Genomic DNA, 14742 nt, shown 5'->3' on the forward strand with positions numbered 1-14742 from the left:
AACACGGAGGCAACTCGGCCGACCCGATCTCGATATACGGACGCGTCAACCTGAACAACGTACGGCCGTGCGGGTGCCGTAAACGGACCGGGGCGCGCCATGTCGCCCCGGTCCGTTGCCGTACCTAGACGAGCCCCAACGCCCGCTTCAGGAAGTCCACTTGAAGCAGCAGCAGATTCTCCGCGACCTGCTCCTGCGGGGTCATGTGGGTCACCCCGGACAGCGGCAGCACCTCGTGCGGCCGGCCGGCGGCCAGCAGTGCGGAGGACAGCCGCAGGGAGTGCGCGACCACCACGTTGTCGTCGGCGAGACCGTGCACGACCATCAGCGGGCGCTGCGGGTCGGCGGGCGCGGACAGCCCGTCGTCCGTCACCAGACTGCTCTTCGCGTACGACTCCGGGTCCTTGGCCGGGTCGCCCAGGTACCGCTCCGTGTAGTGGGTGTCGTAGAGCCGCCAGTCGGTGACCGGGGCGCCCGCGATGCCCGCGTGGAAGACGTCCGGTCGGCGCAGCACGGCGAGCCCCGCGAGCCAACCCCCGTACGACCAGCCGCGGATGGCCACCCGGGAGAGGTCGAGCGGGTGGCTCTTCGCGAGGTCCTGGAGGGCGTCGACCTGGTCGTCAAGGGAGACCGTGAAGTCGCGGTGGACGGCCTTCTCCCACGCCGGTGAACGGCCCGGCGTGCCCCGCCCGTCGGCGACGAGCACCGCGAAACCCTGGTCCGCGAACCACTGCGAGGTGAGATGCGCGTTGTGCGCGGCGACCACGCGCGGGCCGTGCGGACCGCCGTAGGGGTCCATGAGGACGGGGAGCGGGGCGGTGCCGTCGTAGTCCCGTGGCATAAGCAGGGCGCACGGGACGCGCCGTGCGCCCCCCTCGGTGAACGTGATGCGCGGGGACATACCGGGATCTTCGGCGTACGACGCGATGGTCACCGACTTCTTGCCCCCGCGCAGCACCTGCGCCTGCGTGCCCGGCCGGTCCGGCACCGCCGACAGCAGCACGGTCACGCCCCCGGCGCGCACCGCCGAGTGCACGCCGGCCTCGTGCGAGAGACGCTCCAGGCCGAGCTCGTTGACGCGATAGACGTGCACCTCGCCGGTCTCCGGAGCGGGCGCGGCCTCGCCCGCAGAGGCCGAGACCAGCACGCTGTCGTCCGATACGTCCAGCACCGCGCGGACGTGCAACTGCGGTCCTGTGAGCAGGCGTTCACCCACCGCGAGCACCCGCGCGCCGCCCTCGTCTGCGATCCGCACGAGCCGTCCCGAGGGGCTCCAGCACGGCACACCAGGGAAAAGATCAAGCCAAACTGGATCTTCGTCGGCATGCACCATCCGGGTCGCCCCGGTGTCCGGCTCCACCGCCAGGAACAACTGACTGCGCTGGTCCCGGGCCTGCACCAGCAACAGCGGCGCACCCGCCGCTGACCAGTGCACTCGCGCCAGATACGGGTACCGCGCCCGGTCCCAGACGACCTCCGTGCGCGTCCCGTCGAGACCGAACACATACAGCCGCACCTCCGCGTTCGCGGTGCCCGCCGCCGGGTACGCGACCCGCTGCGGCTCCCGCTCCGGATGGGCCGGGTCCGCGATCCACCAGCGCTGTACGGCCGTGTCGTCCGCGCGGGCGACCAGCAGCCGGTCCGACTCCGGCGACCACCAGAAGCCGCGCGTCCGGCTCATCTCCTCCGCCGCGATGAACTCGGCCAATCCGTAGGTGACTTGCTCCGACTCCGGCTCGGCCAGCACCCGGTCACCGTCGCCCTCGGCGTCCACGACACGCAGGGCGCCGCCGGTGACGTAGGCGATGTGCCGTCCGTCGGGGGCGGGCCGGGGGTCGATCACCGGTCCCGGGACGCGGAGTTGACGTGTCGTGCCGGCCCGCAGCTCGGCCGTGAACAGTTGCCCTGACAAGGCGAAAGACGCCAACTCGGCCTCGCTGTCGGTGGCGTAGCCGACGATCCCCGCGCCGCCCTCGCGGCTGCGCTCGCGGCGCGCCCGCTCCTGCGCCGACAGGTGCTCCGCGGCGCCGCCCAACAGGGCGTGCGGGTCGGCCACCACGCGCTCGGTGCCGTCCGCCGGATCGAGGACCCACAGCGCGTTCGCCCGGTCCGTGCCGGAGGCTGAGCGCAGGAACACGACCCGGGATCCGTCGGGCGACACGGTGAACGCGCGCGGCGCGCCGAGCGTGAATCGCTGGGTACGGGCGTGCCGTCGGGGGAAGGAGTCAGCCTCGGTCGTCATACCCCGACCATATTGGCCATGCGCCCCCTTGTGCGGCTGTGCGCCGAGCGATGCGCGAGCGCGGATAGTTATGATCACTGGCGCTGGGTGGGTATGAACCTGCTGGCTGCTGTATGGATTTGCTGTAGGGATCCACCCCATGGATCCATTGCCCCCATAGTCCGACCCCCCTAGTCCCTGGGATCATTGGAGGTGAGCCGCCGTGGCACTCTCGATTTCGGCGGTGGTGCTGCTGGCGATCGTCGTCTTCCTTCTGGTCAAGAAATCAGGGCTGAAGGGCGGACATGCGGTCGTCTGTGTCCTCCTGGGCTTCTATCTGGCCTCCTCGACCATCGCGCCCACGATCAGCGATCTCACGACCAACATCGCGAGCATGATCGGCAGCATCAAGTTCTGACGGTCCGCCTTTAGGGTGGGCACATGACGGAACTGCCCGCCCGTCGTCTGCTGCTGGTGCACGCGCACCCGGACGACGAGTCGATCAACAACGGCGCGACCATGGCCAAGTACGCGGCCGAGGGTGCCCACGTGACGCTTGTCACGTGCACCCTCGGTGAGCGCGGCGAGGTCATCCCGCCCGCGCTGCGGCATCTGTCGGGCGCCGGGCTGGCCGAGGAGCGGGAGCGGGAGCTCGACGCCGCCATGAAGGCGCTCGGGGTCGAGGACTTCGGCTTCCTCGGGGGCCGTGGCCAGTACCAGGATTCCGGGATGATGGGTACCTCGGACAACGACAACCCGTACTGCTTCTGGCGGGCCGACGTCGACGAGGCCGCCGGGCATCTTGTCGAAGTGATCCGCGAGGTGCGCCCCCAGGTCCTGGTCACCTACGACCCCGACGGCGGCTACGGCCATCCCGACCACGTCCAGGCTCACCGTGTCGCCATGCGCGCCGCCGAGCTGGCCGCCGAGGCCGGGCACCCGATCGCCAAGGTCTACTGGAACCGCGTACCCCGGACCGTCGTAGAGGACGGCTTCGCGCGGCTGCGTGACGCGCTGCCGGAGCTGCCCTTCGCCGCCACCGCCGCCGTGGACGACGTACCGGGAGTCGTCGACGACGGGCGGATCACCACCGTGATCGACGCCACCGCGTACGCCGCCGCCAAGACCGCGGCGATGAGCGCGCACGCCACGCAGATCGAAGTGGCCCCGGACCAGCCGTACTTCGCGCTCTCGAACGAGCTCGCGCAGCCCGTATTCACCACCGAGTACTACGAGTTGGTCCAGGGAGAACCCGGCGGTTCGGCCCCCGAGACCGACCTCTTCGAAGGGCTGGGCCTGTGATGAGTGGCAACCAGGGCGGCGGGAGTCTGCTCGCCCAGCCATTGCAACGGCCTTCCGGGCTACGGGTGTTGGCCTACCTCCTGCTCTTCGTGCTCGGCGCCGTCGTCGGGGTGGCCGGGGCGCTGGTGCAGGCCGCGTGGTTCCCGGGCGGGCTGCTGCTCGCGCTCGTGGGAGCGGCCGGACTGTTCCTCGGCGGGGCGAGAGCGGCCGACGGGAGGGGCGGGGCCGTGGCGCCCGCCGCGGGCTGGATGGTCGCCGTCATCCTGCTCACCGCCAGCCGGCCGGAGGGCGATTTCCTCTTCGGCGCAGGAGTCGGTTCCTATCTCTTCCTGCTCGGTGGGATGGCTGTAGCTGTGATGTGTGCCACGTTGGGTTTGGGGCGGCAACCAAGCAGCTCTGACGTCCGACTTGGCAAGTGACGTACCACTTCGCGGTGACGCGCGCGTGCGAGTCCGGTGTGGGTTTCCCCAGCGGCCGTGGGATACCGCCAAGAAGTGGCCAGTATGGTGGTGCGCGCCGCCGAGTCGCCCGTGGGTGTCGGGCGGCGGAGCCAACCGGGAGAACCTGCCTTGAGTCGTGAAACTGACACTCCGTCCTCCGGGCCCGACGGGCGCGGCGGAGCCGCTTACCCCTCGGGGACCCCGCCGTACGGGACGCCTGCGGCTTCCGACGACCGTACGGATGCGGGGCGTTCGGCCGCGCAGCCGGAGGAACGCAAGACCGAGACGACGCTGACGACCCGGATCCGGATCAACATCCCCGGTTCGCGGCCCATTCCGCCTGTCGTCGTGCGCACGCCCGTCGCGGACTCCGGGTCCGGCGACGGATCCACGACTGCCGAGACGCAGTTGCCGAGTTCCGCACTGCCCACCACGGGCGTCGTCGAGCCGACCGCCGAACTCGCGCTGCCCGGCGCCGAGGAGAAGACGAGCGACTGGTTCGCGCCCCGCAAGTCCGGCCCCGCGAAGGGCGGTCAGGGCGGTGGCGGCACCAACGGGGCGGGAATTCCCGGGGGTTCGGCCGCGGGCACCCCGAGCGCGCCGACTGGCGGTGCGACCGGCGGCAATCGGCCGACCGGTGCCCGTCCCGGTGGTGTGGTCGGCGGCATGAGCGTCACCGGCGCCACCCGTCAGTCCGGCGCGGGCGGCGGCACGAACGGCGCCGGAATCGGCGGTGCCACCGGCGCCGGACCCGTCGCCCCCGGACACGGCGGCGGCACCGGCTCCTTCGACGTGACCGAGGCACTGGCGGCGGGGCCGCGGGGCCCCAACGGATCACGCCCGAACGGCGGCGGCCCGAACGCCGGCGGCCCGGGCGAACCGCGCCGCGACGACCTGCCGTACTTCTCCGAGAACGGGCAGCAGGGCGGTTTCCCCGGACCTGGCGGTCAGGGCGGCTATCCCGAGCCCAACGGCCAGGGCGAACCGGGCGGCTATCCCGGACCGGGCGGTCAGGGCGAGCTGGGCGGTTTCCCCGGGTCGGGCGGCCCCGGCCCGCGAGCCGAACAGTTCCCCGGGCCGGGCGGCCAGGGCATCGGTCCCGGTGGTCCGGGCGGTCCTGGTGGACCCAGCGGTTTCAACGGCCCGAACGGGCGCGGCGGTCAGGGCGGTCCCGAGGGACCCGCCGGCCCGACCGGCGGCCCGGTCACCGGCAACGGCCTGATGCTCCCGCCGGGCCCCATGGGCGGAGCACCGGGCACGCCGAGCGGTTACGCCGACGGACCGGGCGCCACGAACGGCGCCGGCGGTCCCGGTGGACTCGCCGGACCGGGTGGTCCTGGCGGCCCGGGTGCTGCTGCCTCCGGCCGACACGGCAGGCCTGGCGGTCCGGGCGGTCCCGGCGGCCCCGGCGCGGGTCCCGGCATGGGCCCTGGCGGTCCCGGAACAGGCCCTGGTGGTCCCGGCATGGGCCCAGGCGGTCCCGGCGGCATGATCCCCGGCGGTGGTCTCAGCGACGACACCGCGATCCTCACGCCGCAGAAGCCGGCCCCCGGACCCGGTGGCCCCGGCTACGGCGCCCCCGCCGACCAGGTCTCCGGACACACCGTCACCAGCGGTATGCCGGTCGTCCCGGGCGCCGGGACCTCGCCGTTCGGCACCGGTACCCACCCGGACGGACCGCTCCCGCACACGCCCCCGAAGCTGCCCGAGCCCGGTTCCGCGCAGAGCGCGCCCGCCGCGGGCAAGAACGCGGGCAAGGGCGCGAAGAAAAAGAAGAAGGGCCGCAGCAAGCTGGTCCTGCTCTTCGTCGCCGTGATCGTCATCGGGGGCGGCGCCTACTGCGCCGGCCTGCTGATGAACCACACCGACGTGCCCAAGGGCACCACCGTGCTCGGCGTGGACATCGGCGGCGGCACCCGTGACGACGCCGTCAAGAAGCTCGACGACGCGTTCGGCGACCGGGTGAACAAGCCGCTGAAGCTGTCGGTCGGCGGCAAGACGGTCTCGCTCAAGCCGGACCAGGCGGGGCTCCAGTTCGACACCACGGCCACCGTGAGCGCGGCCGCCACCAGCGACTACAACCCGGTCTCCGTGATCGGCTCGCTCTTCGGCCAGCACCGGGTCGTCGACCCCGTCATGCCGGTCGACGAGGAGAAGCTGAACGCCGCCCTCTCCGACCTCGGCGGCGGCTCCGGCTCCGGCGCGGTCACCGAGGGCACGATCCAGTTCACGTCCGGCAAGGCCGTCGCCGTCTACGGCAAGGCGGGCAAGGCGATCGACGCGACCGCGTCCACCGGCGCCGTCGAGGAGGCCTACCGCAGCGAGGTGGAGACCGGCACGGCCACCACGGTGACCGTCCCGACGACCACCAAGCAGCCGACGATCACGAACGCCGAGGTCGACCGCGAGATGAAGGCCTTCGCGGAGCCCGCCATGTCCGGCCTAGCCACGGTCAAGACGGACACCGGGGTCGTACTGCCGCTGAGCCCGAAGAACTCCCTGTGGAAGTTCCTCAGGGTGAAGGCCGTGAACGGCAAGCTCACCGACAGCCCCGACCTGGCCGCCCTGAAGACGCTCTACGGCAGCACCTTCGACGGCGTCAAGATCACCCGCGCCGGCGGCCAGAAGACGGCCGTCACCCCGCAGGAGGTCTACATCGCCCTGCGCCAGGCCCTGATCAGCAAGACCGACCGGGTGGGGATCATCGACACGACCCCCAACTAGCACCCGACCGCACGAGGGGGCACCCGGCACAGCGCCGGGTGCCCCCTCGGTCGTACGACGAGACAGCCGTAGGACATGGCGGTCGTAGGACATGACATCTGTCATGCGCGACACCGGACCGTCGACACTGCCGGGCACCGGCCCCCGGCGGCCACGATGGATGTCATGACGACAACAACGGCGACGACCACCCCGGTGGTCGGGTTCGACCAGGTGAGCAAGAGTTACGGCAGCGTCCGGGCCGTCGACGGGCTCTCGCTCGTGCTGCACCCGGGGGAGACGGTGGCCCTGCTGGGTCCGAACGGGGCCGGCAAGTCGACCACCCTCGATCTGCTCCTCGGCCTCAAGCAGGCCGACACCGGCAAGGTCAGCGTCTTCGGCACCAGCCCCCGCGAGGCGATCGTCGCCGGGCGGGTGGGCGCGATGCTGCAGAGCGGCGGGCTGATGGACGAGGTCACGGTCGGTGAACTGGTCAAGCTGGCCTGCGACCTGCACCCGAAGCCGTACAAGGTCGCCGACGTGATCGCCCGCGCGGGCATCGCGCAGATCGCCGACCGCAAGGTCAACAAGCTCTCCGGCGGCCAGGCCCAGCGCGTCCGCTTCGCCCTCGCGACCGCCGGTGACAGCGACCTGATCGTCCTCGACGAACCGACCACCGGCATGGACGTCTCCGCCCGGCAGGCCTTCTGGGCCACCATGCGCGAACAGGCCGACCAGGGCCGTACGGTCCTCTTCGCCACCCACTACCTCGAAGAGGCCGACGCCATCGCGGACCGCGTGCTGGTCCTGCACCGCGGCAGGCTGCTCGCCGACGGCACCTCCGCCGAGATCAAGGCGAAGGCGGGCGCCCGCCGGATCGCCTTCGACCTGGACGGCGAGATCGACGAGGCACCGATCCGGTCCCTCCCCTTCCTGACCTCCGTCACAGTGTCAAAAAGCGGCTCCGCCGCGGGGTCCGGCCAGACGATCCGCATCCAGTCCACCGACGCCGACGCGACCGTCCACGCGCTCTACGGCCTCGGCGTCTACCCCCGCAACCTCGAAGTCGCCGGACTCGGCCTGGAGCAGGCCTTCGTCGCCATCACCACCGCCGAGGAGGCCAAGCAGTCATGAACAGCCTGATCAAACTGGAACTCACCCGCGCCCTGCGCAACCGCAAGTTCCTGTTCTTCTCGGTGATCTACCCCTCCGTCATCTTCCTGCTCGTCTCCAACCAGACGGGCACGGTCGACGGCACCGGCCTGAGCATCGCGAAGTACGTCATGGTCTCCATGGCCTCCTTCGGCGCTCTGACCGCCGTCCTGATGGGCAACAGCGAGCGCATCGCCAAGGAGCGCGAGAACGGCTGGGTACGGCAGTTGAGGCTGACCCCGCTGCCCGGGCGCGGCTACGTCCTCGCCAAGACCGCCAGCGCCGCGGTCGTCAGCCTGCCGTCGATCGTGGTCGTCTTCATCGTCGCCGCGGTGCTGAAGGACGTACGGCTGGACGCCTGGCAGTGGCTCGCGCTGACCGGCGCGATCTGGGCGGGCAGCCTGGTCTTCGCGGCGCTCGGCGTGGCCATCGGATACCTCGCCAGCGGGGACGCGGTCCGCCCGATCACGATGATCGTCTACTTCGGCCTGTCGATCCTCGGCGGCCTCTGGTTCCCGTCCACGACCTTCCCGACCTGGCTCCAGGACATCGCGAAGTGGCTGCCCACGCACGCGTACGCTGCGCTGGGGCAGGCGATCGAGCAGAGCCAGTCGCCCCACGCCAAGGACGTCACCCTCCTCGTCGTCTACTTCGCCCTGTTCGCGGGCGGGGCGGCGTGGCTGTACCGGAAGGACACGCTGAAGGCGTGAGCGCGATGACCGAGGACCCGCTGCCGGAGAAGGCCAGGGTGGAGCGGCTGATCCGGATCGGACAGCCGCCCCGCAACCGGAGCGAGCTGCTGCGCAAGCTGGTGTGGATCCTGCCCTGGCTGGTCTTCCTCGGCGCGCCCGTGCAGGACCTGCTGGCCGGCCACCACACCACCGCGGCCACGACGGCCGGCTGGGTGGGCCTGGTGGCCTTCACCGGGACCTACCTGGCGGTCGTCTTCCGCACCATGGGCCGCGCCTACTCCGGCTGGCTCGTCGGCGCCATGGTCGCCGTGCTGTGGGTCCTGGCCGTCGCGCTGACCCTCAGCCTCGGCCACCCCTGGCTCGGCCTCTTCGTCTACGTCTCCGTCACCTGCGGGGTCACCCTCCCCCTGACCGCCGCGTACTGGACGATCCCGCTGACCACCGCCGCGATGATGCTGGCGGGCTGGTTCGTCGACGACCTGGACGACGCCTGGGGGCTGTTCCTGATCGTGCTGCTGGTGGGCTACTCCATGACGGGCGTACGGCAACTGGTGCGCACGACGGTCGAGTTGCGCAAGGCGAGGGCCACGGTCGCCCAACTGGCGGCGAACGAGGAGCGGTTGCGCCTGGCCCGAGACCTGCACGACCTGCTCGGCCACTCCCTCTCCCTGATCACACTGAAGAGCGAGCTGGCCGGCCGGATGCTCCCCGACCACCCCGACAAGGCGGCCCAGCAGGTCGCCGACATCGAACAGGTCAGCCGCCAGGCCCTGGTGGACGTCCGCGAGGCGGTCACCGGCTACCGCCGCCCCCGCCTGGCCGGCGAACTGGCGGGCGCACAGGTCGCGTTGACGGCGGCGGGAGTCATCGCGGACCTCCCCGCGGAACCAGACCTGACCGCCGTGTCCGAGAACAGCGAGTCGGCCCTGGCCTGGGCCCTGCGCGAGGCGATCACGAACGTCGTACGGCACAGCGGCGCCCAGCGCTGCGTGGCGGAACTGGTCCGACGCCACACCCTGGACGGCCCGGTACTCGAACTCTCCGTCGAGGACAACGGCTCGGGCGGCTCGGGCAAGGGCCCCGGCAACGGCCTGACGGGCCTCGGCGAGCGCCTGGAGAAGATCGGCGGCTCCCTGGAGACGACCCGCCTCAAACACGGCTTCCGGCTGGTCGCGAGGGTGCCGGCGGGCACTCCGCTCACCTCGGCGGACGTAGGATCGCCCGCATGAGCCGTACGATCAAGGTCCTCCTCGCCGAGGACCAGTCGATGGTCCGCGAGGCACTGGCCGCACTGCTCGGCCTGGAGGACGACATCGAGGTCGTCGCCCAAGTCGCGCGCGGCGACGAGGTGTTGGCGGCGGTACGGCAGCACACCGTGGACGTGGCCCTCCTCGACATCGAGATGCCGGGCTGCACGGGCATCGAGGCGGCGGCCCAGGTCCACAAGGCGTTCCCCGAGGTGAAGCTGGTCGTCCTCACGACCTTCGGCCGCCCCGGCTACCTCCGCAGCGCGATGGAAGCGGGCGCGGACGCGTTCCTGGTCAAGGACGCCCCGGCGGCCCAACTGGCCGAAGCGGTAAGGAAAGTCCTGGCAGGGGAGAGGGTCATCGACCCGACCTTGGCGGCAGCGGCTCTGGCGGAGGGCGCGAACCCTTTGACCGACAGGGAGCGCGAGGTTTTGCGGGCGGCGGCGGACGGTTCCACGAACGCGGAGCTGGCGAAGGCCCTGCATTTGTCGCAGGGGACGGTCCGCAACTATCTGTCGACGGCGATCCAGAAGTTGGCGGTACGGAACAGGGCAGAGGCGGTGCGGATCGCGAGAGAGAAGGGCTGGCTGTAAAACGCAGGCCGGCGGCATCTCCCTTAGGGGCGCGGGGCTGTATCTATTTGCGGCTCCGCCGCGTGGGCGCGACCAGCTCCAACGCGCCATCAGACGCAAGACAGCCAAAGCTCCAACGGCGAATAGGCGCAAGTCAGTTCAACATAGCCCGAGCCGATTGCGCCTGCCCCCGCACCCGATCAGCAGCAGGCTCATCCACAACCGCCACCACCTCGGCATACGCATCCAGTTCAGCCGCCCCGGTGAGGAAATCCCCCCGCTGAACCAGCAGTTGAGCCCGCTCATACCGCAACCGAGCCGCATGAGACGGCAACACCAACGCCAACTCGACGGCCCACAGGGCCACATCCGACCGCTCAGGCCGAGCCGCAGCCCACGCCCGAATGTTGTTCAGGACCCGAGAAACAACCTCCAAGGGCGCCGCGGGCACAAGCATCGAGGGCTCCAGCGAAGCTCCCGTCGCCCCCGCCACCAACAACTCCGCATCACCCCTCGCCAACACCCGCCCCCCATCGAAGGGATCGGCCAGCACCTGCTCCTCCGCCGCCCCGAACCCCACCACGAAGTGCCCGGGCAAGGCGACCCCGTACACCGGAGCCCCCGCCCGCCGAGCGACCTCCATCCACACCACGGACAACAGGATCGGCAACCCGCGCCGCCGCCGCAGTACTTCGTGCAGCAGCGAGGACTGCAGCCGCTGGTAGTCGCCGGGCGTACCGCGGAACTCGAAGCGGACACCGAGGAGTTGACGCAGGGCGCTCGCCCAGGCCGAGGGCCCGCCAGGCCGGAACGGCAACTGCCCCGCCAGCCGGTCCAGTTCGGCCTGCGCCGAGTCGATGCCCGTGTCGTCCAACGCCCCGTCCGCCGCAGCCCCCACCAGCAGGCACAGCGCCGCAAGATCGGGCCGTTCGGACCGAGCCTCCTCGGCGAACAGCCGACGCACCTCGGCTGCCCGCGCGGGCGACGGGGGACAGGGGCCGGGCATGGCGAACTCGTACCCCCTCACGACGATCCGTGCGGGCCGGAACCATCAGAATCCACGGGGCCGCGATAGTGGTGATAGGCGTGATGCGCCCCGAACCCCATCCCGGTGTACAGCGCCCGCGCCCCCACGTTGTCCGCCTCGACCTGCAACCACGCGGCCGACGCCCCCTCGTCCAGCGCCCGCGAGGCCAACGCGGCCATGACGAGCGAGGCCAGCCCCCGCCGCCGTAGCGCCGGATCCACCTCGACGGCGCCGAAACCGGCCCACCGCCCGTCGACGACACACCGCCCGATGGCCGCGGGAGCCGCATCCGGGCCCTCGCCGGGGACCGTCGCGAACCACACCGAGGGCCCGCTGCCCAGCACCTTCAGAGCCACCTCGCTCACCCCCTTGCGGTGATAGCGGTTCAGCCACGCCTCGTCGGCCGCCCGGGACAGGACGACCCCGGACGCGTCGGCCCGGTCGGCGACCGGGGCCAGCGCCCCGACCCACAGCTCGGCGGTCACCTCACGGGTCCAGCCGCGCTGTTCCAACTCGGCGCAGAGCAGCTCCTGGGTGCCCTCGGCGCCGGTCGCGGTCTGGACGTACGCGGGCAGGCCGCGGTCGCCGTACCACCGTCGTACGGCGGTGAGGGCCGCGTCGAGGGGCAGGCCGGGATCGCCGAGCGGCAGCGCGGAGTTGGCGCGCCGGGTGAATCCGGCGGCGGCGCGCAGCTCCCACTCGCCGAGGCGCTCGCTCTCCACCGGCTGCCAGCCGCGCGAGGAGACCTGCGCCACCTCCCTGTAGGTGGCGGAAGGTCCCCGCCGACGGGCCGGAGCGGCCGGTACGATCTTGCCCGCCACCAGCGAGGATTCCGAAATACGCACGGATTCCCCACCCTTCCGTGTGATCGTCAGCACACCGCTGTCCCATGATGTGAGAACACCCACCGTGTCGGTGAACTTCTCCGTCGTGTCTTCAGCATCGTTCAAGCGCCGGACGGAGACCCGTTTGCCCACGTCAGCAGCGGTGATCCGGACCTCAAGACGTCCAGCCGCAGAGATTTCCACAGGTCAGTTCACCCCTCCTGTATGGATCACGCCCCGGAACGGAGATACTAGGTGCGGGCATGGACGACGCCGCGCTCCAGCGCGCCTGGCGGCGGAGCCTACGGAGGCCCGCCAGCGCCCTATCGAGGAGGAACGACAGCGTGACCTACGTCATCGCGCAGCCTTGTGTCGACGTCAAGGACAAGGCGTGCATCGAGGAGTGCCCGGTCGACTGCATTTACGAGGGCTCCCGGTCCTTGTACATCCACCCGGACGAATGCGTCGACTGCGGAGCCTGTGAGCCGGTGTGCCCGGTCGAGGCGATCTTCTACGAGGACGACACTCCCGAGGAGTGGAAGGACTACTACAAGGCGAACGTCGAGTTCTTCGACGAGCTCGGCTCCCCGGGCGGCGCCAGCAAGCTGGGCCTGATCGAGCGCGACCACCCCTTCGTCGCCGCGCTGCCGCCGCAGAACCAGTAAGAGCGGCCCGCACAGACGCGCGCGCCGCCTCGGTCCCGTACGGCCAGATCGCCCCGGTCGCCGTACGGGGCCGAGGCGTTTGCCGTACCGGGCGTACCGGGCGCACCGAAGAAAGTGAGCGAGTAACCGTGTCCGCAGTCACCGACCGCCTCCCCACCTTCCCCTGGGACAAGCTGGAGCCGTACAAGAAGACGGCGACGGCACACCCGGACGGCATCGTCGACCTGTCGGTCGGCACCCCGGTGGACCCGGTCCCCGACCTGATCCAGAAGGCCCTGATCGACGCGGCCGACTCGCCCGGCTACCCCACGGTCTGGGGCACCCCGGCCCTGCGCGACGCGATCACCGGCTGGGTGGAGCGCCGCCTCGGAGCCCGGGACGTGACCCACCGCCACGTCCTCCCGATCGTCGGCTCCAAGGAACTCGTCGCCTGGCTCCCCACCCAACTGGGCCTCGGCCCCGGCGACCGGGTCGCCTACCCCCGCCTGGCCTACCCGACGTACGAGGTGGGCGCCCGCCTGGCCCGCGCGGACTACGAGGTCTACGACGACCCGACGACCCTGAACCCCGAGGGCCTGAAGCTCCTCTGGCTCAACTCGCCCTCGAACCCGACCGGCAGGGTGCTGGGCAAGGACGAGCTGACCCGGATCGTCGCCTGGGCCCGCGAGCACGGCATCCTGATCTTCTCCGACGAGTGCTACCTCGAACTGGGCTGGGAGGCCGACCCGGTCTCGGTCCTCCACCCGGATGTCAACGGCGGTTCCTACGACGGGATCGTCGCGGTCCACTCCCTCTCCAAGCGCTCGAACCTCGCGGGCTACCGCGCGGCCTTCCTGGCCGGCGACCCGGCGGTCCTCGCCCCCCTCCTGGAGATCCGCAAGCACGGCGGCATGATGACCTCGGCCCCGACCCAGGCGGCGGTGGTGGCGGCCCTGGCCGACGACACCCACGTCCAGGAACAACGCGAGCGCTACCAGGCCCGCCGCACCCTGCTGCGCGATGCCCTCGTGTCCCACGGCTTCCGCATCGAACACAGCGAGGCCAGCCTCTACTTGTGGGCAACGAGGGACGAGTCCTGCTGGACCACGGTGGCCCACCTAGCCGACCTGGGCATTTTGGTGGCGCCGGGCGACTTCTACGGAGAAGCGGGCGAGAAATTCGTACGGGTAGCCCTTACGGCAACGGACGAGCGAGTACGTGAGGCTGTAAACAGGCTGAGCTGAAGGTCTTTTGGTCTTTAGGGGCGTACAAACGCGAAAGGGGTCCAGGGAAACACCCTGGACCCCTTCAGCACAGGCCGCTTAGCCGAGCGGCAACCCCTTCAACGGCAGCTCCTGAGCCGTGGGCAAGCCACCCTTGGTGACCGCGTCCGTCGGCAGCCCGCCACCCGCCGTGGCGGTCTTGGCGGTGTCACCGAGCAGACCTCCGGCCTGGCCGGCCGTGTCCCCGGCGACATGCTGCGCGGCCGGAGCCACCGTCTTGGCAACCTTCCCACCGGTCTTGCCAGCGGCCGGCACCGCCTTCTCCAGCGTCTGGCCACCGGACTTGCCGGCGGCCCCCGTGACGTTCTGGCTCGCACCGTCGACCGTGTTGCCGACGCTCGCCCCGTCCAGGGCGGTCAGCGCGCCCAGGTTCGGGGTGGCCGGCAGGGAGGGGGCCGCACTGGCGGAGCCGGCCGCACCGACCCCGGCTGCCGCTCCCGCTGCGACGAGCAGCGCGGCACGGGCGATCCGGCGGGTCAGGGGGAGGGACATGATGCTCCTTGTGTTGATCTCCGGGCTCGGACGCAGTGACTACCGCTCGAAGCGCGCGAAGGTTGCGGAGCGGCAACGTAAAGAGTTGGCAATGCGTCGCATTATCAGCTACGGATAAAAACGGACAAAGAGCGCCCGGTGTG

Annotated in this window: 14 protein-coding genes; 10 read left to right on the top strand and 4 right to left on the bottom strand. The window is 71.0% G+C overall.

Going from position 1 to position 14742, the window contains the following annotated elements:
- Positions 1 to 124: 124 nt before the first annotated feature.
- The gene (locus tag OG223_RS34085) at positions 125 to 2242 is read right to left on the bottom strand and encodes a S9 family peptidase (RefSeq protein ID WP_329256826.1); all 2118 of its coding nucleotides are present in this window, start codon (positions 2240 to 2242) and stop codon (positions 125 to 127) included.
- Between the two features lie 202 nt (positions 2243 to 2444).
- Here OG223_RS34085 and OG223_RS34090 point away from each other — a divergent pair, with 202 nt between their 5' ends.
- The 8 genes from OG223_RS34090 (at position 2445) to OG223_RS34125 (ending at position 10350) form a co-directional block, all read left to right on the top strand.
- Positions 2445 to 2639 (top strand): hypothetical protein, encoded by a 195-nt coding sequence (locus OG223_RS34090; RefSeq protein WP_019058412.1) that lies wholly within the window; start codon positions 2445 to 2447, stop codon positions 2637 to 2639.
- A gap of 23 nt (positions 2640 to 2662) precedes the next feature.
- A complete protein-coding gene (mshB, locus tag OG223_RS34095; RefSeq protein ID WP_329256829.1) occupies positions 2663 to 3523 on the top strand; it encodes an N-acetyl-1-D-myo-inositol-2-amino-2-deoxy-alpha-D-glucopyranoside deacetylase in 861 nt (286 codons plus the stop codon).
- Complete coding sequence (locus OG223_RS34100) at positions 3523 to 3942, top strand: DUF6113 family protein (protein WP_329256832.1); 420 nt, start codon at positions 3523 to 3525, stop codon at positions 3940 to 3942. The genes mshB and OG223_RS34100 overlap by 1 nt, the downstream gene beginning before the upstream one ends.
- 150 nt (positions 3943 to 4092) lie before the next feature.
- The gene (locus OG223_RS34105) at positions 4093 to 6687 is read left to right on the top strand and encodes a hypothetical protein (protein WP_329256835.1); all 2595 of its coding nucleotides are present in this window, start codon (positions 4093 to 4095) and stop codon (positions 6685 to 6687) included.
- A gap of 165 nt (positions 6688 to 6852) precedes the next feature.
- Positions 6853 to 7800 (top strand): ABC transporter ATP-binding protein, encoded by a 948-nt coding sequence (locus OG223_RS34110; protein WP_329256838.1) that lies wholly within the window; start codon positions 6853 to 6855, stop codon positions 7798 to 7800.
- Positions 7797 to 8528: an ABC transporter permease gene (locus OG223_RS34115; protein ID WP_329256841.1), complete on the top strand. Its 732-nt coding sequence runs from the start codon at positions 7797 to 7799 to the stop codon at positions 8526 to 8528. The genes OG223_RS34110 and OG223_RS34115 overlap by 4 nt, the downstream gene beginning before the upstream one ends.
- Positions 8525 to 9739: a sensor histidine kinase gene (locus OG223_RS34120; RefSeq protein WP_443073772.1), complete on the top strand. Its 1215-nt coding sequence runs from the start codon at positions 8525 to 8527 to the stop codon at positions 9737 to 9739. Before OG223_RS34115 ends, OG223_RS34120 begins: the two co-directional genes overlap by 4 nt.
- Entirely contained in the window at positions 9736 to 10350 is a 615-nt protein-coding gene (locus tag OG223_RS34125) for a response regulator transcription factor (RefSeq protein WP_329256844.1), read from the top strand. The genes OG223_RS34120 and OG223_RS34125 overlap by 4 nt, the downstream gene beginning before the upstream one ends.
- A 133-nt stretch (positions 10351 to 10483) precedes the next feature.
- On the opposite strand, the gene OG223_RS34130 is transcribed toward OG223_RS34125, so the two are convergent.
- Both OG223_RS34130 and OG223_RS34135 read right to left on the bottom strand, forming a co-directional pair.
- Positions 10484 to 11356 (bottom strand): transglutaminase-like domain-containing protein, encoded by an 873-nt coding sequence (locus tag OG223_RS34130; RefSeq protein WP_329256847.1) that lies wholly within the window; start codon positions 11354 to 11356, stop codon positions 10484 to 10486.
- Positions 11353 to 12384, bottom strand: a complete 1032-nt coding sequence (locus OG223_RS34135) for a GNAT family N-acetyltransferase (RefSeq protein ID WP_329256849.1) — start codon at positions 12382 to 12384, stop codon at positions 11353 to 11355. Before OG223_RS34135 ends, OG223_RS34130 begins: the two co-directional genes overlap by 4 nt.
- 140 nt (positions 12385 to 12524) lie before the next feature.
- Here OG223_RS34135 and fdxA point away from each other — a divergent pair, with 140 nt between their 5' ends.
- Complete coding sequence (fdxA, locus tag OG223_RS34140; protein WP_019058397.1) at positions 12525 to 12845, top strand: ferredoxin; 321 nt, start codon at positions 12525 to 12527, stop codon at positions 12843 to 12845.
- 128 nt (positions 12846 to 12973) lie between these two features.
- A complete protein-coding gene (locus OG223_RS34145) occupies positions 12974 to 14068 on the top strand; it encodes a bifunctional succinyldiaminopimelate transaminase/glutamate-prephenate aminotransferase (RefSeq protein ID WP_329256853.1) in 1095 nt (364 codons plus the stop codon).
- Positions 14069 to 14146: 78 nt separating this feature from the next.
- On the opposite strand, the gene OG223_RS34150 is transcribed toward OG223_RS34145, so the two are convergent.
- On the bottom strand, positions 14147 to 14599 hold the full coding sequence (locus tag OG223_RS34150; RefSeq protein ID WP_329256856.1) for an ATP-binding protein: 453 nt from the start codon (positions 14597 to 14599) through the stop codon (positions 14147 to 14149).
- Positions 14600 to 14742 lie beyond the last annotated feature (143 nt).

This window comes from Streptomyces sp. NBC_01478 (assembly GCF_036227225.1).
Taxonomy (GTDB): domain Bacteria; phylum Actinomycetota; class Actinomycetes; order Streptomycetales; family Streptomycetaceae; genus Streptomyces.